This window comes from Xanthomonas sp. DAR 34887, from assembly GCF_041245805.1.
Lineage (GTDB): Bacteria > Pseudomonadota > Gammaproteobacteria > Xanthomonadales > Xanthomonadaceae > Xanthomonas_A > Xanthomonas_A tesorieronis.
Window position 1 is genome coordinate 2,834,758 of the sequence record NZ_CP162490.1, and the last position, 20,581, is coordinate 2,855,338.

22 protein-coding genes are annotated in these 20,581 nt (G+C 68.5%); 2 read left to right on the forward strand and 20 right to left on the reverse strand.

Annotated elements, in window-relative coordinates:
• The 19 genes from AB3X08_RS12040 to hisS form a co-directional block, all read right to left on the reverse strand.
• Entirely contained in the window at window positions 1-1,350 is a 1,350-nt protein-coding gene (locus AB3X08_RS12040) for a coproporphyrinogen-III oxidase family protein (protein ID WP_369932806.1), read from the reverse strand.
• A complete protein-coding gene (locus AB3X08_RS12045) occupies window positions 1,350-1,631 on the reverse strand; it encodes an acyl carrier protein (protein ID WP_369932808.1) in 282 nt (93 codons plus the stop codon). The genes AB3X08_RS12040 and AB3X08_RS12045 overlap by 1 nt, the downstream gene beginning before the upstream one ends.
• Window positions 1,624-2,970 (reverse strand): class I adenylate-forming enzyme family protein, encoded by a 1,347-nt coding sequence (locus AB3X08_RS12050; RefSeq protein ID WP_369932809.1) that lies wholly within the window; start codon window positions 2,968-2,970, stop codon window positions 1,624-1,626. Before AB3X08_RS12050 ends, AB3X08_RS12045 begins: the two co-directional genes overlap by 8 nt.
• A complete protein-coding gene (locus AB3X08_RS12055; RefSeq protein WP_369932810.1) occupies window positions 2,967-3,518 on the reverse strand; it encodes a hypothetical protein in 552 nt (183 codons plus the stop codon). The genes AB3X08_RS12050 and AB3X08_RS12055 overlap by 4 nt, the downstream gene beginning before the upstream one ends.
• A gap of 174 nt (window positions 3,519-3,692) precedes the next feature.
• Window positions 3,693-4,973, reverse strand: a complete 1,281-nt coding sequence (locus tag AB3X08_RS12060; RefSeq protein WP_369932812.1) for a hypothetical protein — start codon at window positions 4,971-4,973, stop codon at window positions 3,693-3,695.
• Between the two features lie 9 nt (window positions 4,974-4,982).
• Window positions 4,983-5,792, reverse strand: a complete 810-nt coding sequence (locus AB3X08_RS12065) for a CCA tRNA nucleotidyltransferase (RefSeq protein WP_369932813.1) — start codon at window positions 5,790-5,792, stop codon at window positions 4,983-4,985.
• Between the two features lie 67 nt (window positions 5,793-5,859).
• Window positions 5,860-6,633 (reverse strand): ABC transporter permease, encoded by a 774-nt coding sequence (locus AB3X08_RS12070; RefSeq protein WP_369932815.1) that lies wholly within the window; start codon window positions 6,631-6,633, stop codon window positions 5,860-5,862.
• Between the two features lie 60 nt (window positions 6,634-6,693).
• A complete protein-coding gene (locus AB3X08_RS12075; RefSeq protein WP_369932818.1) occupies window positions 6,694-7,368 on the reverse strand; it encodes a GrpB family protein in 675 nt (224 codons plus the stop codon).
• Entirely contained in the window at window positions 7,365-7,835 is a 471-nt protein-coding gene (locus AB3X08_RS12080; RefSeq protein ID WP_369932819.1) for a hypothetical protein, read from the reverse strand. Before AB3X08_RS12080 ends, AB3X08_RS12075 begins: the two co-directional genes overlap by 4 nt.
• Window positions 7,836-8,212: 377 nt before the next feature.
• Window positions 8,213-8,836, reverse strand: a complete 624-nt coding sequence (gene hisIE, locus AB3X08_RS12085; RefSeq protein WP_369932820.1) for a bifunctional phosphoribosyl-AMP cyclohydrolase/phosphoribosyl-ATP diphosphatase HisIE — start codon at window positions 8,834-8,836, stop codon at window positions 8,213-8,215.
• On the reverse strand, window positions 8,826-9,602 hold the full coding sequence (hisF, locus tag AB3X08_RS12090) for an imidazole glycerol phosphate synthase subunit HisF (RefSeq protein ID WP_369932821.1): 777 nt from the start codon (window positions 9,600-9,602) through the stop codon (window positions 8,826-8,828). Before hisF ends, hisIE begins: the two co-directional genes overlap by 11 nt.
• The gene (hisA, locus tag AB3X08_RS12095) at window positions 9,596-10,330 is read right to left on the reverse strand and encodes a 1-(5-phosphoribosyl)-5-[(5-phosphoribosylamino)methylideneamino]imidazole-4-carboxamide isomerase (RefSeq protein ID WP_369932822.1); all 735 of its coding nucleotides are present in this window, start codon (window positions 10,328-10,330) and stop codon (window positions 9,596-9,598) included. The genes hisF and hisA overlap by 7 nt, the downstream gene beginning before the upstream one ends.
• Window positions 10,327-10,929: an imidazole glycerol phosphate synthase subunit HisH gene (hisH, locus tag AB3X08_RS12100; protein WP_369932824.1), complete on the reverse strand. Its 603-nt coding sequence runs from the start codon at window positions 10,927-10,929 to the stop codon at window positions 10,327-10,329. Before hisH ends, hisA begins: the two co-directional genes overlap by 4 nt.
• A gap of 28 nt (window positions 10,930-10,957) precedes the next feature.
• Window positions 10,958-12,085 (reverse strand): bifunctional histidinol-phosphatase/imidazoleglycerol-phosphate dehydratase HisB, encoded by a 1,128-nt coding sequence (hisB, locus tag AB3X08_RS12105; RefSeq protein ID WP_369932825.1) that lies wholly within the window; start codon window positions 12,083-12,085, stop codon window positions 10,958-10,960.
• The gene (gene hisC / locus AB3X08_RS12110; RefSeq protein ID WP_369932826.1) at window positions 12,082-13,191 is read right to left on the reverse strand and encodes a histidinol-phosphate transaminase; all 1,110 of its coding nucleotides are present in this window, start codon (window positions 13,189-13,191) and stop codon (window positions 12,082-12,084) included. The genes hisB and hisC overlap by 4 nt, the downstream gene beginning before the upstream one ends.
• Window positions 13,188-14,483, reverse strand: a complete 1,296-nt coding sequence (gene hisD / locus AB3X08_RS12115) for a histidinol dehydrogenase (protein WP_369932827.1) — start codon at window positions 14,481-14,483, stop codon at window positions 13,188-13,190. The genes hisC and hisD overlap by 4 nt, the downstream gene beginning before the upstream one ends.
• Window positions 14,480-15,394 (reverse strand): ATP phosphoribosyltransferase, encoded by a 915-nt coding sequence (hisG, locus tag AB3X08_RS12120; protein WP_369932828.1) that lies wholly within the window; start codon window positions 15,392-15,394, stop codon window positions 14,480-14,482. The genes hisD and hisG overlap by 4 nt, the downstream gene beginning before the upstream one ends.
• A 9-nt stretch (window positions 15,395-15,403) precedes the next feature.
• On the reverse strand, window positions 15,404-15,730 hold the full coding sequence (locus AB3X08_RS12125; protein WP_369932831.1) for a YerC/YecD family TrpR-related protein: 327 nt from the start codon (window positions 15,728-15,730) through the stop codon (window positions 15,404-15,406).
• A 417-nt stretch (window positions 15,731-16,147) separates the two neighbouring features.
• Window positions 16,148-17,545, reverse strand: coding sequence for a histidine--tRNA ligase (hisS, locus tag AB3X08_RS12130; protein WP_369932832.1), 1,398 nt, complete (start codon window positions 17,543-17,545; stop codon window positions 16,148-16,150).
• Between the two features lie 112 nt (window positions 17,546-17,657).
• On the opposite strand from hisS, the gene AB3X08_RS12135 reads away from it, so the two are divergent.
• Both AB3X08_RS12135 and AB3X08_RS12140 read left to right on the forward strand, forming a co-directional pair.
• Entirely contained in the window at window positions 17,658-18,413 is a 756-nt protein-coding gene (locus AB3X08_RS12135; protein ID WP_369938519.1) for a Crp/Fnr family transcriptional regulator, read from the forward strand.
• Between the two features lie 342 nt (window positions 18,414-18,755).
• On the forward strand, window positions 18,756-19,076 hold the full coding sequence (locus AB3X08_RS12140) for a hypothetical protein (RefSeq protein ID WP_369932834.1): 321 nt from the start codon (window positions 18,756-18,758) through the stop codon (window positions 19,074-19,076).
• 97 nt (window positions 19,077-19,173) lie between these two features.
• On the opposite strand, the gene thrC is transcribed toward AB3X08_RS12140, so the two are convergent.
• A complete protein-coding gene (gene thrC / locus AB3X08_RS12145) occupies window positions 19,174-20,475 on the reverse strand; it encodes a threonine synthase (protein WP_369932836.1) in 1,302 nt (433 codons plus the stop codon).
• Window positions 20,476-20,581: the final 106 nt, after the last annotated feature.

A 20,581-nucleotide genomic window follows, 5' to 3' on the forward strand; every position in this document is an offset into this window, starting at 1 on the left:
TCAGGCCTTGAGCGGCCTCGCGCTGCCGGTGAGCCCGCGCCGCAATCCCGCGCCGAGATAACGGCCGCAATAGTCGCCGTAGACGACGCCTTCATCGGTGAGCCGCAGCCGCTGGTCGTCGAAAGTGATCAGGCCCTGGCGCTGAAGGTGCGCGAGGTCCTCGGCGAGCATCATCTGCAGGTTCACGCCGTGGCGGTTGCGGTAGTCGTCGAGATCGATCGAGGTCGTCTTCAGGCCCATCACCAGGTCGCGCAGCATATGGTCGGCGCTGCTGATCTCCAGCACGCGCTGGGTCGGGATCGCTCCACTCTCAACGCGGTCCAGATACGCGTCGATCTCGGTGATGTTCTGCCTGGCGCGGCCGCCGACGGTGCCGAACGCCGACGCGCCGAAGCCGTACATGTCCTCGCCGCGCCAACGGCTGATGATGTGATGCTGCGGATACTTGCCTTCGCGGGTGAAGGTGAAGTACGTGGACGGCAGATAGCCGGCCTCGCGCAGGCGCGAAAGCCCCCAGCGCGCGAACGCCATTTCCTGGTCAGGCCCGGGCAGCGAGAGCGTGCCCTGCCGGACGTCGTTCATGTAATGCGCGTTGGAGTACAGCTCCATCTTGTACACGGTGACGGCATGCACGCCGAGCGAGACGGCACGATTGATCGAATGCTGCCAGCTCTGCATCGTCTCGCCTTCGAGGCCGGACAGCAGGTCCACGTTGACCACGGCGCCGGTCTTGAGCGCGCGCTCGATCGCGCGCGAATTCTTTTCGTCGGTGTCGTGCCGGCCGGTCAAGGCCACCACGCGGTCGTCGAAGGACTGGATGCCGAAGCTGATCCGGTTGACGCCCAGATCCGCCAGGCCGTCGATCATGCGATTGTTCAGCGTGATCGGCTCGATCTCGAAAACGAACTCCGGCGCGTCCAGCACGAAGCATTCCTCGATCTTGCGCTTGATCCGCCGCAACTGCTCGGGCTGGATCACGCTCGGCGTGCCGCCGCCGAAATAGATCGACTTCACGGTCCGCCCGCGCAACCTGTGCGCGTCGGCCACCAACTCGATCTCGCGGCACAAGGCGTCGACGTAGCGCTCGCGCACCGCGTGCGAAGACGCGGACAGGATCTCGATCTTGAAGAAGCAATAGCGGCAGCGCTGCAGGCAGAACGGAATATGGAAGTACAGATGCAGCGGCTTTTCGGACAATGGCTCGGCGTCGCCGGCCGATTTCCAGTAGCGCTGGGGCGGCCACGCCACCACGAAACCGTCGCGGTTCGGCGCTTCGTTGCGATAGTCCGGCGCCGCTTCGAGCGGCGGCGCGCCTGCGTCGCCGACCAGCGCGATGCTGAGGTTCTTCATTACGCGCTGGCCTCGTCCGCGCGCTCGGGCAGGCGCTTCAGGACCAGCGACGCCACGCTGTCTAGCGACTTGAACGTGCCCGAATCCAGGTCTTCGTCCAGCACGCGGATCGGGAAGCGCCGCTCCAGATGGTTGATGAACTCGGCCATGCTGATGGAATCCAGCGCAAGCCCATCGTCCAGGAAGGAAGCCCCGTCCTGGATCTGCTCGTAGCGCACGTTGAGATCCAGGTCCTCGGCGATCAGGCGCTTCAAGGTGTCGACGATCTGAGACTTATCCATGGCGATATTCCTTGATGATGGTCTTCCTGTCGGGTTTTCCGCTACCCAGACGCGGCAGGTCCGAAACGAGCGTGTAATGGTCCGGCCGGGCGAAGGCCGGCAGGGTCATCGAGGCATGGCGTCTGAGCGCATCGATGGTCAAGCCCGGGGCCGAGGGCTTGATCACGGCTGCGATGGCTTTGCCGGCTGCGGTCTCGTCTTCGAGCACGATCGCCACGGCCTGCTCGACATCCGGCCATCCCATGATGGCGCCCTCCAGATCTGCCAGGATCAGCAGCTTGCCCGCGCGATTGAGGCTGAGATCGGCCCGGCCGCGGATCGCAAAGCCGCCCTGGTCGTCGAAGGTCGCGATGTCGCGCGTGTCCCACTCGGCGGGCAGCGCCGACAAGGTCCCCTGGTGGGCGATATGGGTCGCGGCGTGCGGATGGCGCACGATCAGCGTGCCTTGCCCGGCGCCCACGTCCGCCACGCGCGCGTGCACGCCTTCGAGCGGCCGCAGCGCCTTGGGATCGTTGGGCTCGGAGATCGCCACCACGCCGAGCTCGGAACTTCCGTAGAGGTCGAAGACACGGTTGAACACGTGCTGCGCCTGCGTGTGCAGCATGGGCGGCGTGCCGTCGCCGGCCAGCACCAGGCCGCGGCAACTGGCGACCGGATCGCTCTTGCGCTGCAGCAGCATCCGCAACAGGTGCGGCGTGGAAAAGACCCAGGTCGGCGTCGCGGCCCGCAGCGCATCGTTGAAGCCGAGCAGATTGGCCTTGGGCAGCAGGTGGATCTGCGCGTCGGCCAGCAACGCCGGAATCAATGCCGCGCCTAGGCCATACATATGATGCAGGGGAACGGTGATCAGCACCCGGTCGTGCGCGCCGAGTTCGAGCCGGCGCAGGACCATGGCGCCGGTCGCAAGCAGATCGTCGTAGGAATGCCAGATCACCTTCGGCGCGGACACGGTGCCCGAGGACAGCACCGCCATCCCGTCGGGCCATTGCCCGTGCCCGGCCGGCGGCGGCGCAATCTGCAGGGGCGAGGCCGTGGCCCCGTTTCCGACCGCTGCACCGATATGCGCATCGCACAAGGCCGGTGGAGTCGCGTCGCCCGCGCACAGCAGCAGCGGATGTCCGTCGACGATGGCCGCCAGTTGCAGCGACAGCATGCCGAGATCGCCGATTCCCCGCAGTGCGACCCGCCGGTGCATGCGGTAGGCCTTCCAGCGCTCGCGCCCGCTGTCCAGCAGCTCCTGCAGCGTCGCGCTTTCGCCATTGAGCTGCACCGCGCTGCCGCTGGCGGCGAGCGCGTCGCGCCAGCCGTTCGCGCAGGATGGAACGGCCCCCGCGTTCATCGTGCGCGCTCCAGGGATTCGTTGTTGAGGATTTCGCTCACCTCGACGCAATGCGCGCCGTTGAGCCGCAGCGCGTAGCGTCGCGATATCGCCCAGGTCGATTGCGTCTGCAGACTGCGTGGCGCCGGCACGCGCAGGGTTTCCAGATCGGTCTTCTCGAGCAGGCCGCGGTCGTGCGGGTCGAACAGTTTGCCGATGCCCACGCTGCCGTCGAGCAGCTTCTGCCGCTGCTGCGCATCGATGCAGGCCAGTTGGATCGACGATTCGGCGACCAGGACGATATTGCCCGGGTCGCGCACGTACAGCCGGGAACAACGGCGCAAGACCTCGCTGCCGTCGGCCTGGGTCTCGATGCGTTGCGCGAGGACTTCAACCTCGACGGGCAATCCGGCGACGGCCTCCAGAAAGAAGGTGGTCGACCCCTGCAAGGCCAGATAGTCGTTGAGCCGCTGCGAAGGCATGGCGTCGACCCCGAGCATCTCGACATACGGTTCCGCGGGCGACGTGTCCGCTGAAGCCGTGCAGGAAGCCAACAGGTGCGAGGTCATGTGCGTTCGTCCTTGAAAGAATTCCGCAGGCCGCAGACACACGGCTGTCAGATGCACAACGCATCATTGTGCATTTCCTTATGCTTCGGGGGCATGTACCGAGTATATTCAGAAGGCGCAGCGGAAATGTAGACAAGCGACTGCATCGGCCGCCGAGTATCGCCGCATCGGACATCATCGCGTTCGCGGCGCGAGTATCGTCTCGACCGAGGCCGAAAACACCCACGCAGTCTCGCGGCACGGCTGGTTGTTGGGATCGTAACCGCCGACATACAGCATGCCGGGCGCGAACGGCGACGCCGCGAAGCTGCGAGCGGCGAACAGCGCCGCCGACGGGTCCAGGTCCGCAGAATCGATCCGACCGAGCGTATGCCGCCGCCCTTCCGGATCGCGAATCAGATACCAGGCATCCGGCGCCCATCCCTCCGTCGGATGGATGTCCACCCGCGTGCTGTCGCTGGCGCCGACGCCGGCCACCAGCAGCGTCTGTCCGGTAGCGGGATCGACTACGGGAGTGAAGTCGTCGTAGGCCACCACGCCGAACGCCGGCCGCTTTCCCCAGTGCATGCCGAGGAAGTCGAGCACGTCCAGTTCCAGGGTTTCCCGGAAATCGTCGCGCGGGTCGATCCGCACGATCCGGCAGCGATCCCCTTCCAGCGCCGCCAGCAGCACCTGGCCCGATCCGGAAGGATGCGCAACGGCGGTGAGTCCGCGGTAGCCGCAGCTGGGATAGATCAACGGATCGGCGATGGTGTGGACCTGCTCCCAGCGCGGCGCGGGTCCGTCGATGCGTCGATACAGATGCGGCCGGATGCTGACGTACAGGTGGCCATCGCATTGGGTGAAGGCCATCGGACGGCGCCGATAACCGGACAGCTCTGCCTGCACGTCCCAGCGGATCCTGCCCGGCGCGTCCGGGTCATGGCTGCCGCTGAAAATGCCGAGCGGCAACGTGCCGGCAAAGACGCGCTCCTGCCCGGTCACGGTGTCGCGATGGACGAAGAAGCTGCGGGTGCCGGCCAGCCCGGCGCCGCCGCCCAGGCGCGTGCGCGCCCACGTTCCGGCTTCGTCGTCGAAGCAATCCACATACACCGTGCCCTGGCTGTTCGAGGGCCCGGCGAGCAGCAGCGAGACCGGGACATCGAGCTTGCGCCCGCGCCCGTCCTCGGTGAACGCCACCGATTTCAGCAACACCCGCCAATAGTCGCGATCGTATGCATGGGCTTGCCGCCACTCGCCGTCCGCCCTATCCAGCACCGCGATCTGCGCGCCGACCGGCGGGTCGCCGGGCAGATACCGGTTGTGGGTGTAGGACAGCGAAGCAAACAGCCGCCCGCGATGCGGCACCAGGTGCAGCACTTCGGTACCGCCGAGCAGCCGGCCGCCGCCGTCGCGCATCCCGGCCTGAAAGACGCGGCGGAACGGCGCTGGCGTCGTGGCGATCGGTGCGTCCATGCAAACCTCTCAGGCGAAGAAGGAATCCAGCGTGTCGATCGAAGCCGGCTGGCGGGCGTGCGCATAGAGCGTGCGCTTGAACGCCTCCTGCTGATCGCGCTCCACGCGCAGATGCGCGGGAGTCCAGCGCCGGATGCGCGTCCCCATGCCCTGGATGTCGCGATCGGCGTGACTGTCCAGATAGGCGAGCACGTTGCTGGTGGCCGAGTAGCCGCGGGCGAGGAACTGGGCGATGCGGAAGGTCATCCGGTAGCTGGCTCCCAGCACGCGAGGATGGGCGATGAGCCTGAGCGACTTTTCGCGCAGATCCCCGATACCGCAACCCAGCGGATCGAGCAGGACCCGCTCGGCGCAGTCGTAGTAGAACGCATTGACCGAGAAGTCGCGCATGAGCGCATCCTCGGCCAGATCGGACCGCGCGACGAAACGCGTGTTCCACATGTCGCCGTTCTGGATGTCCTTCCAGCTGCGCAGGATGTTGATGTCCGTCCCGCCCGATGCGGCATCGCCCCAGCGCAGGACGCCGAAACCGTCGTTGCGCATGCGCAGCGCAGCGGTCTCGGTACCGGGATAGGCGTCGCACAGCAGGCGGTATGCGTCGTCCAGGCCGCAATCCAGCGCCAGATCGATGTCCTTGCCCGGCTGGCCTGCCAGCCAATCCCTCGGCGTGCCTCCGATAATGAAAACGCGCTTGCCGGCGCGTTGGAACACCCCGATGAGGTCGCGCACGCGCACGCCGTAGCGCTCGTCCTGGTACACCAACTGTTCCAGCGCGGCTTCCACGCGCTCCGGTGCGAGCGATGCATCGATGATCTTCATGTCGCGAGATACCTGATCCTGATGGCCGATCATCGCCGCTGCGTCCGTGCACGTTTCCCCACGATGCTCAGGACCTGATGCCGACGCCTCTGCCGAGCAGGGTCAGCGCGAAAGCGGCCAAGCCTATAATGAACAACAGCATCACCACAAGCGACGTACCGATACCCGCGGTATCCGTGCCCAGCACGCCATAACGGAACGCGCTGATCATGTGCATGAGCGGATTGATCCGCGAAATGCTCTGCCAGGGCTCGCCCAGCAGGTCGACCGGATAGAACACGCCTCCCAGATAGGAGAGTGGCGTCAGCACATAGGTCGATACATGCCCGGTGTCGTAGAAGTTCTTCGCGTAGATCGCGACGATGACGCCGACCAGGGCAAAGATCGTGGCGGCCAGCAATGCCGACAGGAAGACGATGCAGGGATGCGCGGTGTGGAGCGAGGTCAGCGACAACGCGACCAGCAACACCAGGCCGCCGACCAGGAAACCGCGCACCACCGCGGAAATCACGTAGCCCAGCAGGATCGTCCAATCGCGCATCGGCGACACCAGCAGCTCTTCTATCGCGCGATTGAAGCGCATGAAGTAGAACGTGTTGGAGGCGTTGGCATAGCTGTTGGTGATGACGCACATCATCACCAGGCCGGGGGCGATGAATTGCACATAGCTGAAGCCGCCGAAGCTGCCGATGCGATCGCCGATCAGCTTGCCGAAGATCGCGAAGTACAACACCATCATCGCCAGGGGCGGGATCAAGGTCTGCACCCACATGCGGAACATGTGCGCGATCTCGCGCCGAACCAGGCAATGCAGTGCGATCCAACTGGACGAGCCCTTCATGCCGCACCGGACTGCGTCTGAAAGCGGAAAACGTGCGGGCCGGCGGCGGTTGCGGACATGTCAGTTGCGCATGCGCCATGCGTTGGCGCGCGCGGTGATCCGCACGACGAGGACTTTCTTGAACACGCTGTATTCCATCCAGGTCTGGCCGGGTACCGCCGCCAACTCCTGCTTGAGGTCGAGGTAACGCTGCCGCTCCTCCGGAAAGGCGCGCAGGAAGTCGCGGAAATTGCAGATGTCGGCGAACCGGGGATTGTCGGCGGCGCAGGTGTGGACGACGAACGAGCGGCCGCCGTCGCGCGCGATACGCCAATGCCACGCGAACCCCGCATCGATCGGGCTTTCGCCATATGCCTGATAGCCGAGCCCGGCCAATATCCGCGACTGCCGCTCGGCCGAAGACCACGCGCCGGTCGCCACTGCGATGTCCAGGATGTTCTTGCTCGGCAGGCCGGCAATGGCCGTGCTTCCGATATGTTCAACAGCGACCACATCCTCGCCGGCCAATGCCTCCAGCAACCGACGTCTTTCGTCCTCGAATGCCTGCGGCCAGCCCGCGTCGTACTGGCTCTGCACATCCAGCTCCAGCGCCGGCGGGCGCACGCGCGAGTAACGGCGCACGAGCTGTTCGACGCTCTCCGCCCCCAGTTCGCCAGGAAGCACCTGCTCCTTGAGTCGCCTGATGACGCGCGCCAGTTGCAGCGCGCCCCCGATCTCTCCGGCCTGGGAACTCATGACGGCACGCCGGGTCGCCCACGCGCTATCGCAGCGCCGCCGATCGTCAGGAAACCGAGATACGCTCCACGGTTGCGGCTGACAGGGTCGATCGCAATGCGCGGGAGCCTACGGAAGGATGGACGACCCAGCTGTCGGTTCGACCAAAAGCGGTTCCCTATGCATTCCTGCCGCCCCTCCATCACCGCGTTGCGTGGGCGCTCGAACCCGCAGATGGCGCGAATCCACGGGATATGAAGCTGCCGTGCCAGGCATGGGATGCGGTCTTTCGGTGTCTGGCCGCGGCCGGCGTAGTGCGCGAAAAGCGCATCGCCTGGATCGGCGACGGTTGCATCCAGCTTGCCTAGCATTGCATCTCCATTGCAGGTGGGTTGATGGGCGCAAGCGCTGAGCGCGGCCCCAAGCATCGCGGTACTGCGGCGTTCCTCGCCGGCATCGCCAGTTTGCGGATGCTTATGGATGGCCATGGCCGTTGTCAAGCGACATCGGGCCATACGCCATTGCTGGCATTGGCGAAGGCGTCGCCGCTGGACTCGATGACGATCACTTGCGCACCAGCTCCATTGCGAGGCTGTAGCGGCACTGCGCAGTGGCCGCATGCGATACACGCCGCCGGACATTCGCACGCCAACGATGCCGCGCTCACCGTGGCCACGGCCGGCGCAGCCATTGCGCTCCGAGACCTTTACCGCGGAACGTCGCGATCTACGCTAACGCGACGCACCGCGGCGGTCGACTGTCAGCGAGCACTGCAGCGCGCAGCGACGTGCGGAATGTCCGGCGATCGGACGCGGCCGCGATGGCGACCACCATCGCGGTAATGCAGCGACTGCGCTGCGCCAGTTTACTTGTGCCGCGCTTCCAGCACCGCGACCGCGTCGGCCAGCGCCAGGCCGCGCGCGCGCAGCAGCACGGTGAGGTGGTACAGCAGGTCGGCCGATTCGCCGAGCAGCGCCGCGTCGTCCTGCGCCACGCCGGCCAATGCGGTCTCCACGCCTTCCTCGCCCACCTTCTGCGCAATACGCCGGGTGCCGCTCTCGAACAGTTGCGTGGTGTAGCTCCCCGGCGGACGCGCGCGTTCGCGTTGTTCCACCAGCCGATCGAGCGCGCCAAGGAACTGGCCCGGCGCCTGCGGGAAGCAACTGCTGCGGCCGAGGTGGCAGGTCGGGCCGTGCGGATGCGCCAGCACCAGCAAGGTATCGCGGTCGCAGTCGGTCTCGATCGACACCAGGTCCAGGGTGTTGCCCGAGCTTTCGCCCTTGGTCCACAGGCGCTGCTTGCTGCGGCTGTAGAAGGTGACCTTGCCGCTGGCGCGGGTCGCGGCCAGGGCTTCGGCATTCATGTAGCCGAGCATCAGCACGCGCAGCGTGGCTGCGTCCTGCACCACCACCGGCAGCAGGCCGTCGCCCTTGCTCCAGTCCAGTTCCGCATCCGCGGTCGCGGCGGCGACGTCTTGCTCATGCGCCATCGCGCACCTCGATCTGTCGTTGGCGCAGGAAGCGCTTGAGGTCGGGAATCGGAATCGCACCGCTGTGGAACACGCTAGCGGCCAGCGCGCCGTCCACGTCGGCCCGTTCGAACACGTCGGCGAAGTGCTGCATCTCGCCGGCACCGCCGGAGGCGACCAGCGGCACCTTGCACAGCGAGCGCACCTCGTACAGCTGGGCGATGTCGTAGCCGCGGCGCACGCCGTCGTTGTCCATGCAGTTGAGCACGATCTCGCCCGCGCCCAGTTGCTGCGCCTCCACCACCCAGTCCACGGTGCGCACGCGCAGCGCCTGGGTCTTGCTCGGATCGCCGGTGAAGCGGCGCACGCGCCATTGGCCATCGTCCTCGCGGATCGAATCGATGCCCACCACCACGCATTGCACGCCGAACGCTTCGGCCAGTTCGGCGATCAGCGCCGGCCGCTCCAGCGCCGGGGAATTGATCGAGATTTTGTCGGCGCCGGCATGCAGCACCGCGCGTGCGGTGGCCACGTCGCGGATGCCGCCGGCCACGCAGAACGGGATGTCGATCAGCCGCGCCACGCGCTCGACCCAGGCGTAGTCGACCGAGCGCCCTTCCGGGCTGGCGCCGATGTCGTAGAACACCAGTTCGTCGGCGCCCTGGTCGCGGTAGCGCAGCGCCAGTTCGACGATGTCGCCCATGTCGATATGGTCGCGGAACTTGACGCCCTTGACCACGCGGCCGTCGCGCACGTCCAGGCACGGGATGATGCGCCGGCTCAGCATGCCAGCGCCTCGTCGAGGCGCAATCGCCCTTCCAGCAGCGACTTGCCGAGCACCGCGCCGGCGCAGCCGGCCTCGCGCGCGGCGCGTACGTCGGCGGCGTCGCGGATGCCGCCGGAGGCCTGCACCTGCACGCCCGGCGCGATCCGGCGCAGATACGCGTACAACTCCAGGTTCGGCCCGGACAGCATGCCGTCGCGGGCGATGTCGGTGCACAGCAGGTGCTTCAGCCCGGCCGCGGCGTATTCGCCGGCCAGCTGCTCCAGGGTCAGCGAGGAGGTCTCGGTCCAGCCCAGCACCGGCAAGCGCCACACGCCCTGCGCGTCCTGGCGTGTGTCCAGCGCCACGGTGATGCGCTCGGCGCCGAACTCGGCCAGCCATTCCAGCACCGACTCGCGGTCGCGCACCGCCAGCGAGCCGATCACCACCCGCGCGGCGCCAGCGTCGAGGATGCGTTGCACGTCGGCGCGCGAGCGCACGCCGCCGCCGGTCTGCACCTGCAGCCCGGTCTGGGCACCGATCTGGCTGAGCAGCGGCGCCAGGGTGTAGCCGCCGGCGCGCGCCGCATCCAGGTCCACCAGGTGCATCCAGCCTGCGCCGGCGTCGGCGAAGGCCTGCGCGCGCGGCAGCGGATCGTCGCCGTAGTGGGTTTCGCGGGCGTAGTCGCCCTGCGCCAGCCGCACCACACGGCCGTCGCGGATATCCAGCGCGGGATAGACGATGAAACTCATGGGAAATCGGTCTCGAGGAAGTTGCGCAGGATGCGCGCGCCGGTGCTCGCCGAGCGCTCGGGATGGAACTGCGCGCCGCAGCGGCGGCCGCGCTGCACCACCGCGGTGAACAGGCCACCGTGATCGCAGGCGGCCACGGTGTCGGCGGTGACCGGTGCGGCATAGCCGTGTACGAAGTAGGCGCTGGCGTGTTCCGGCAGGCCGTCCAACAGCGGCGACGGTCGCATCGGCAGCAGCCGGTTCCAGCCCATGTGCGGAATGCGGATGCCCAGCGCCGGCGGCATGTGCCGGACCACGCCGGTCAGCAGGCCCAGGCAATCGACATCGCCTTCCTCGGAGTGCTCGAACAGCAATTGCATGCCCAGGCAGATGCCGATCAGCGGCACCTGCAGCGCGCGCAGCGGCTCGATCAGCCCCTGCTCGCGCAACCGCGCCATCGCATGCGGCGCGGCGCCGACCCCGGGCAATATCACCCGGTCCGCGCCCTGCAGCCCGGCGGCGTCGCGCACCAGCCGGGCTTCCACGCCGAGCCGTTCGAGCGCGTAGCGCACCGAACCGAGGTTGGCGCCGCCGGCATCGATCAGGGCGACATCGCTCATCGCATGCTCCCCGCGAAGCCCGCGCCCATCACAGCACGCCCTTGGTAGACGGCAACGCGGCGCCCTCGCGCCGCAGCGCCTGGCGCAAGGCGCGCGCCAATGCCTTGAAGCAGGCCTCGACCTTGTGATGGTCGTTGTCGCCACGCACGCTCAGGTGCAGGTTCAAGCCCGAGGCATCGCACAGCGAACGGAAGAAATGCGGCACCAGTTCGGTCGGCAGGTCGCCGACGCGTTCGCGCTTGAACTCGCCCTCGAACACGAAGTACGGGCGGCCGCTGAAATCCAGCGCGGCGCTGGCCAGGGTCTCGTCCATCGGCAAGGTGAAACCCGCGCGGGCGTCTTCGCCGGCCGCCAGCCACGGGCTGTCCGGCGGATCGAAGCCGTAGCGGCCGATGCCGCGCTTGTCGCCTAGGGCCTGGCGCAAGGCCTGGCCCAGCGCCAGACCGGTGTCCTCGATGGTGTGATGCTCGTCGATATGCAGGTCGCCGGCGGCGCGTACGTCCAGCGCGAAGCCGCCGTGCTTGCCGATCTGCTCGAGCATATGGTCGAAGAACGGCAGGCCGGTGGCGCAGTGCGGATCGCGCGCCAGGTCCAGGTCGATCTCGACCGCGATCCGGGTTTCCCTGGTGTCGCGCTGCACCTTGGCGCGGCGCGGCGCATCGGCCAGTTCGTGGGCGATGCCGGCCCAGTCCCAGTCGCCGCCGAACTGCTCGGTCTTCAGCTGGAAGCCGCGGATGCGCAGATTCCCGGCGAACTGGATGTCGGTGATGCGGTCGCCGACCATCGCCGAACGCGCCCAGTCGATGCTGCGGTCCTGCAGGTACGGCAGCATCAGGCCGATGCCGGGCTTGCGCGTGGGCGCATTGTCGGCCGGCCAGCTGCGGTCGATCAGCACCTCGCGGAAGGCGATGCCCTGGCTGGCGAAGATCTGCAGCATCAGCGCGTTGGGGCCGTCGAACGCGGCTTGTGGATACGCCTCGCTGCCCAGGCCGTCCTGGTTGGTGACGATGACGAACTGGTAGCCGGCGTCGCGCAGCTTGAGCATGGCCGGGATCACGCCCTGCACGAAGCGCAGCTTCTCGTAGGCGTCGATCTGGAAATCGGCCGGCTCCTCGATCAGGGTGCCGTCGCGGTCGACGAACAGGATCGGGGTCATGCCGCGGCCCTCCCCGCCTGCAGTGCGCCGAGCACGCGCTGGTTCTGCTCCGCGGTGCCGATGGTGATGCGCAGCGCGTCGCCCAGGGTCGGCGCGGCGCGCTGGTCGCGCACCACCACGCCGGCGCCGAGCAAGGCGCGGAACGCGGCGTCGGCGTCGTCGAAGCGCACCAGCAGGAAGTTGCCCTGCGAAGGGTATACCCGGCGCACGCCGGGCAGCGCGGCCAGCGCGGCGAACATGCGCTCGCGCTCGCGGCAGATCTCGGCCACCCGCGCGGCAGTCTGGCGCAGCGATTCGGGCTGCAGCGCGGCCAGCGCCAGCTGCGTGCACGGCGCCGGGATCGGATACGGCGCCTGGCAGCGGCGCAGCACCGCGATCAGCGCCGGATCGGCAATGACGCAGCCGATCCGCGCCGCCGCCAGCGCATGCGCCTTGGACAACGTGCGCAACACCGCCAGGTTGGCATGGCGCGCCAGCAGCGTGGTCGCCGAGGCCACCTCGGAGAATTCGCCGTAGGCCTCGTCGACCACCAGCAAGGCGCGCCCATGCAGGCGCTCGGCGGCGCGCTCGATATCCGCAAGCGGGATCGCCGCGCCGCTGGGATTGCCCGGCGAGCACAGGAACACCAGCTTGGCCATCTGCGTCAGCGCCGCCTCCACCACCGCGTCGACATCGGTGATCAGGCCGGCGGCGTCTTCGCGCAAGGGCACTTCGACGATGCGCGCGTTCTGCAGCCGCGCGCATACCGCATACATGCCGAACACCGGCGGGGTGATCACGATCGCGTCGCGGCCCGGCTCGCACAGCGCGCGCAGCAGCAGGTCGATGGCCTCGTCGCTGCCGCGGCCGAGCAGCAACTGCTCCGGCGCGCAGGCGTAGAGCGCCGCCAACGCCGCACGCAAGGCCGGCGGTTGCGGATCCGGATAGCGGCGGTTGCCGGCATCGCGGTCGGCAGGATTGGCCCAGGCCGATTCGTTGGCGTTGAGCCAGACATCGCCGTGCAGGGCGCCGCTGCGCGCCGAGGAATAGCCGGCGAAGTCGCGCAGGTCGTGACGGACCAGCGCCAGCATCGATCCCGGCACCTGCGTTTCGTTCGGCGCGCTCATGCCGCCTTCTCCATCCGCAGCGCCACCGCATTGGCGTGCGCGTCCAGGCCTTCGGCGCGGGCCATGGTCACCGCGCAGGCGCCGATCGCGGCAATGCCGGCGCGGCTGGCGCTCTGCACGCTGACGAAGTTCTGGAAGCTGGCGACGCTGACCCCGCTGTAGGCGCGCGCCGCGCCGTTGGTCGGCAGCACGTGGTTGGTGCCGCTGCAATAGTCGCCCAACGCTTCGGGGGTGTAATCGCCGAGGAACACCGAGCCGGCCACCTCGACCTTCTCCAGCCAGCCGCGCGGCTCGCGCAGCGCCAGGATCAGGTGCTCGGGCGCATAGCGGTTGCTGATCGCAAAGGCCTCTTCCAGCGCGCCGACCTGGATCAGCCGAGATGCCGCCAGCGCCTGGCGTGCGATCGCCGCACGCGGCAGCGTCGCCAGCTGGCGCTCGATCTCGTCCTCGACAGCGTCGATCAGCTCGGCGCTGTCGGACAGCAGCAGCACCTGCGAGTCCGGGCCGTGCTCGGCCTGCGACAGCAGATCGGCGGCGACGAACGCGGCATCGGCGCCGACATCGGCGATCACCAGCACCTCGGACGGGCCGGCGGGCATGTCGATCGCCGCCGCGCCGGCCTGCGCCACCTGCTGCTTGGCTTCGGTGACGTAGCCGTTGCCCGGCCCGAACAGCTTGTCGCACGACGGCACCGACTCGGTCCCGAAGCCCATCGCCGCGATCGCCTGCGCGCCGCCGAGCTTGAACACGCGGTCCACGCCGGTCAGCTTCGCCGCGACCAGCACCGCCGGATCGGCCGAGCCGTCGGCGCGCGGCGGCGTGCACAGCACCACCTCGCGGCAGCCGGCCAGCGCCGCCGGCACGCACAGCATCAGCGCGGTGGACGGCAGCGGCGCGCTGCCGGCCGGCACGTACAGGCCGACCCGGCCGATCGGCCGCACCACCCGTTCGCAGACCACGCCCGGCGCGGTTTCCACCACATACGGCTGGGTCATGCCGGCACGGTGGAACGTCTCGATCCGTGCCGCGGCCTGCGCCATCGCCTCGCGCAATACGGCCGGCACGGCCGCTTCGGCGGCAGCGAACTCGTCGGCACCCACTTCGAACCCTTGCAGCACCACGCCGTCGAAACGCGCGGTGATCTCGCGCAACGCCGCATCGCCGCGGCCGCGCACGTCCTCAAGCAATTGCGCCACCGCGGCGCGGGTCTGCGCGGCAACGGTCTGCGCCGGCCGGGTCAAGGCCTGCGTGCGCGCCTGCGCGTCGAGCGAATTCCAGTCCAGTCGGTTCATGCCAGCGAGCGCTCCACCGTCAACACCATCAGCCCCTGCGCGCCGGCGCGCTCCAGTTCCTCCATGCGCTGCCAGGTAATCGCGCCATGGCACATGGTCTGCAACTGCAGCGTGCTGCCGCCATCGCCGGGCAGCTGCACCAGCGGGTCGGCATCGGGCAGCAAGCGGGTCAGTTCGGCGACGTGATCGCGCGCGGCGCGGAACATCAGCAGCTTGCTGTCGCGCAGCTTGAGCACGCCGTCGAGCCGGCGCAGCAACATCGCCGCCAGCCCGGCGCGGGCGTCGCCCGGTTCGCGTACCGGCCCGGCCAGCACCGCCTCGCTTTCCAGCAGCGTCTCCACCGGCTTGAGCTGGTTGGCGGCCAGGGTCGCGCCGCTGGACACCAGGTCGCAGATCAGGTCGGCGGTGCCCAGGCGCGGCGCGATCTCCACCGAGCCGGACAGCTCCACCACCTGCGCGTCGAGGCCGCGCGCTTCCAGCCAGTCGGCCAGCACCGCCGGATAGCTGGTGGCGATGCGCTTGCCCTGCAGTTGCTCCGGGCCGGTCCATTCCCAGCTCTCGGGCACCGCCAGCATCAGCCGGCACTGGCCGAAGTTCAGCCCGCGCAGCGCGCGGTAGGCTTCCGGCAGGCCGTTGCGGCGGCGCTCGCCGGCCTGCTCTTCCAGCTCGTTGCGGCCAACGATGCCGAAATCGCAGACGCCGTCGGCGATCAGTCCGGGGATGTCGTCGTCGCGCACCAGCAACAGGTCCACCGGCAGCGACTCGCCGTAGCAAAACAACTTGTCGCGGCTCTCGCGCCAGCTCAGCCCGCAGGCGGCCAGCACCGCCCGCGCCGGCTCGGCCAGGCGGCCGCTCTTCTGGATCGCGATACGCAGCCGGTCACGCGCCGGCGCTGCCAGGGAAGCACTCATCAGGACATCTCAATGGGAATCGGAGGGGCGCGCCGCTTGCCGGCGCAGCGCCGTGGCATAGCCGCCGGCGCCGTATTCCAGGGTCCGCGCGACGCGGCCGATGGTGGTCACGCTGACCTGGGTCAACTCGTGGATCTCGCGGTACGGCACGCCCTTGAGCAGCAGCGGCACCACCCGCCAGCGGTCGGACATCGCCTCCAGCTCGGCCGGCGTGCACAGGTCCTGCAGGAACGCGGCGACCTCCTGCGGCTTGCTCAGGTGGGCCAGGGCGCGCGACAGCGCCTTGAGCGAGGTGTCGCTGTCGCGATCGGATTGCGTGGCGGGTCGTTGTTTCATTGCGATAATGTAATAGCGTGTTAGTACATTAACGCGATTGGACAGGCCGGGTCAAGCCGCGGGGTGAGCGCGTTCAGTGGAGATGCTCGATTGCCGATGGGCGCGAGGACGCCACGCCATCTGTCGCGGCTGAAGCCGCTCCTACAGGGAGCGGTGCGCGTTTGCGTTGTTGTAGGAGCGGCTTCAGCCGCGACAGGCACTCACACCGATCGAATCGGCCCAAAGGCGCAGGCATAGCCCCGGCTGCCCCCAAGGAAATACCCGGTTGCAGCTGGCGAACGCGGGTTGCGCCCGCCGTCACGTGAGCGGGCTCGGCGGCGGCAGGCTCTGGCCATCCGCGTCGCGACTGAAGTCGCTCCCACAGGGAACACGCGGCGCGACCGTCCTGGTTTCGCCGCGTCCGGGCCTACCAGCCCCTCAGGGCATGACCTTGGCCTGCTCCAGCTCGACCAGCAGGGCGCTGGCCAGTTCGTCGCGGGCGACCTCGAATTGCTGCTCGCGCACCAGATCCTTGACCGCGACCACGCCGCGCGCCAGCTCGTCGTCGCCGGCCAGCACCACGAAGCGGATGCCGGCGCGCGCAGCGTACTGGAACTGCTTGCCGACCTTCTTCGGCTCCATCTGCACTTCGGTATTGATCCCGCCGACACGCAGGCGCCGGGCGATGTCCAGCGCATCGTCCAGCTTGGCCTCGTCCATCAGCGCCACCATCGCCTGCACGCTGCTGGCGGCGATGCCCTCGATCAGGCCGGCCTCGCGCAGCTGCCAGAACAGGCGGGTCAGGCCGATGGAGATGCCCACGCCCGGCAGCTTGGACTTGCTGTAGTGGCTGGCCAGGTCTTCGTAGCGCCCGCCCGAGCAGATCGAGCCGATCTGCGGGTAGTCGGTCAGCAGGGTCTCGTAGACGGTACCCGTGTAGTAGTCCAGGCCGCGGGCGATGGAGAAGTTCAGGCAATACGCGGTTTCCGGCACGCCCAGCGCCTTGACCAGGGCCAGCACCTCGCGCAGCTCGGCCACGCCCTCGCGCAGCGTGGCGCTCGCTGCGCCGGCCGCGGCCAGCGCATCCAGCCGCGCCAGCGCGTCCGTGTGGCCGCTGGAGCGCACCGCGACGAAGGCCAGGATCTGCTCGACCTGCTCGGCCGGAATGCCGAAGCCCTCCCCGGCCAGCGTCTCGCGCACGTAGTCGGCGCCGCGCTTGTCCAGCTTGTCGACCTCGCGCAGCACCGCCAGCTGGCGCTCGCCTTCGGCCACGCCCAGGCTCTCGAAGAAACCGCGCATCAGCTTGCGGTTGTTCAACTGCACCGCGAACGCGCCGATGCCCAGTTCCGAGAACACCGCGTGGATCACCGCCAGCACTTCGGCGTCGTAGCGGATGCTCAGCGCATCCTTGCCGATCACGTCGATGTCGCACTGGTAGAACTCGCGGAAACGGCCGCGCTGGGCGCGCTCGCCGCGGTACACGCGCTGCATCTGGTAGCGGCGGAACGGGAAGCTCAGCTCGTGTTCGTGCTCGGCCACGTAGCGCGCCAGCGGCACGGTCAGGTCGAAGCGCAGCGCCAGCTCCGGCAAGCCGCCCTCGCCGCTGGCCTCGGCATTGGCCAGCGCGCCGGTGGACTGCACGAAATACACCTGGCGCTCGGTCTCCCCGCCCGACTTGGTCAGCAGCACGTCGGACAGTTCGAACACCGGCGTCTCCACCGGCAGGAACCCGAACCGCTCGTAGTTGCGGCGGATGACGTCCAGCATGCGCTGGAACGCGATCTGCTCGCGCGGCAGCAATTCCATGATGCCGGGCGGCGTACGGGGCTTGATCACGTGCAAAACTCCTGCGTCTTGGGGGCAAACAGACGCCAATTCTAGCCGTACTGGGGTGCCGGCGATCGTATCGGCGTATCATCACGGCGTGACCACTCCGCAAGTCAAGCGCATGCACCGGACCGTCCCCGGCTTCGCCCTGCCCTATGCCGAACCCGCCGCGGCCCGCGATCCGAGCGCGCACGAGTGCATGCATTGCGCCGTGCGCCACCTGGCGATCTGTTCGGCGCTGGCCTGCGACGAGGTGCAGGCGCTGGAACGGGTGACCACCTCGCTCTCCTACGCCGCCGGCGCCACCCTGGTCCGCACCGGCGAGGCGCGGCAAGCGGTCTATACCGTCACGTCCGGCGCGCTGCGTCTGGTCCGCACCCTGGCCGACGGCCGCCGCCAGGTGGTCGGCTTCGTGCTGCCGGGCGACTACGTGGGCCTGAGCGAGTCGGAGAAGTACCGCAACGACATCGAAGCGATTGCCGACAGCCGCGTGTGCCGGGTGTCGGTGGCGCACATGCGGCAGCTGCGCACGCAATACCCGCAACTGGAGCGCAAGCTGTTGCAGCGCGCCTGCCTGGAACTGGACGCGGCGCAGGACGCGGCGCTGGCGCTGGCGCGCCTGCAGCCGATGGAAAAGCTCGCCGACTTCCTGCTGAAGCTGGCTGCGCGCACCGCCAGCCGCGGCGATCCTGGCAACACGGTGACCTTGATGATGGGCCGCGGCGACATCGCCGACCATCTCGGCCTGACCATGGAAACGGTCAGCCGCACCTTCACCAAGCTGCGCCAGCAAGGCCTGATCGCCCTGCCGCAGCTGCACGTGGTCGAGATCCGCGACTTCGCCGCATTGCACCGGCTGGCGTCCGACGACGAGTGAGCCGACCGGCGGCGGCGATTTTTTCGCCAGCCCGTGTCTACGCCTTGCACCACCGTGCCCGCAACGACTTATCCACAAGTTTTCGGGGCAACGCTCCACATGCGCTGTGGACAACCCGGCCGACCCGCGATCCGGTTCCGAACCGCGATGCTGGCTGCGACCCGAGGGCTCCACTCCGCCAGGCCGCACCGGGAAAACCGGCGCGGACGCTGCCTGTCGCCAGATCCGTGAATGCTTCAGGCTCCGACCATACCCTGTCACGCGGCCAGGCATAGACTTGCGCCGCGATACACCTGCGGCGCCGCCGCGGTGCCGGAGGGGGGAACCATTGGGAGGGCAACCATGCTCGTCGCCATCGATGTGCTGCACGACTCACGCGCCTGCGTGGTGCTGGATCGCGAAAAGGAACTGGATTTCTGGAAGGCGCATTTCGCCCAGGCCCCGTTCCATCAGCCCGGGCACGCGTTCACCGACTACGAGCCGGCGCTGAAGCTGGCCTACGACGCCTACTTGAAGTACCACGGCCAGCGCTTCGAAGACGTGGCCCCGCAGTTGCACGACGTGTTCCTGCGCGACCACCCGCGCTCGCGGCTGGACTGGCTGCAGGTACGCAGCGTGGTGCAGGCCGCCTGGTTGCGGCTGCAACCGCAGGATCAGGACTGAGCCTGCGCCTCGGGTCCGACGCCGCCGTGCGCGCGCAACGCAGGCGGCAGCGCGGCGGCCCGAACCGCGGCGCCGCCGCCGGGTCAGGCCGTCGATGTCAACCGGCCAGCAGCCGCGCGCGCAACACCGCGTAGTCCGGCGCGATCGGCTCGGCGTGCGCCGGCCGCTGCAGCAAGGCCGCCAACGCGGGCGGCACCGGCACCGGCTGGCCGATCAACGGTTCGACCACCGCCTCGAACTTGGCCGGATGCGCGGTCGCCGCCACCGCCCAATCGCCGGCATCGGCCTCGGCGCCCTCGGCACGGATCTGCTGCAACACGTGCAAGGCCGTCGCGGTATGCGGGCAATGCACCTCGCCGTAGCGGCGGAAGCGCTCGCCGATCAGCTGGCGGATCTGCGCATCGTCCACCGAATAGGACTGGAACTGCCCGCGCAACGCGGCATCGTCGCCGCGGTACAGCCAGCGCAGGCGCTCGAAATTGCTCGGCGCGCCGACGTCCATGGCATTGGCGACGGTGGCCACGCTGGGCTGCGGCGCGTAGTCGGCACCGGCGAAGTAATCCGGCAGTACGTGGTTGGCATTGGTCGCCAGAACGATACGGCCCAGCGGCACGCCCAGCCCGCGCGCCAGGATCGCGGCCAGCGCATTGCCGAGGTTGCCGGTCGGCACCACCAGGTTCAGCGCCTGCGCACGCCCGGCGTAATGCACCAGCGCGCTGTGCGCGTAATAGCTCATCTGCGGCAGCAGCCGTCCCAGGCTGATGCTGTTGGCCGAGCTCAGCGGCGCCTGCGCCTGCAGTTCGACATCGTTCAAGGCCTGCTTGACCAGCGCCTGGCAGTCGTCGAAGGAGCCGGCCACGCGCAAGGCCTGGATGTTGTCGCCGAAACAGCCCAGCTGGTGCGCCTGCCGCGGCGACACGCGCCCGTCCGGATACAGCACCACCACGCGCAGGCCGGGCTGGCGATGGAAGGCCGCAGCGACCGCGGCGCCAGTATCGCCGGAGGTGGCGACGAGGATGGTCAGCGGGGTGGCGGCGTCGCGGCGCAGCCGGGCCAGGCAGGCGGCGAGGAAGCGCGCGCCGAAGTCCTTGAACGCGGCGGTCGGCCCATGGAACAGCTCCAGCGCGTGGTCGCCGGGCGTGGCCAGCGGCTGCAATGGCGCATCGAAATCGAAGGCTTCGGCGCAGATTGCAGGCAGCTCGGCAGCGAGCGCGTCGCCGTCGAAGAACGGCGCCAGCAGCGTCGTGGCGGTCTCGGCCAGGCTGGCACCGGCCTGCAGTTCGCGCGCCGGCGGCATGCGCTTGGGCACGTACAACCCGCCATCGGGCGCCAGGCCGGCGGCGATGGCCTGGCTGAGGCTGGCGGCGGGCGCGGCATTACGGGTGGAAATGAAGTTCATGGTGGTTCCATCGGCAGGGGAAATTCGATCGCACTGTCGTCCGTAACTGTGGCACTACTTGGTTGTTGCTCTTGTCGCTCTTGTTGTTGCTCTTGTTGTTGCTCTT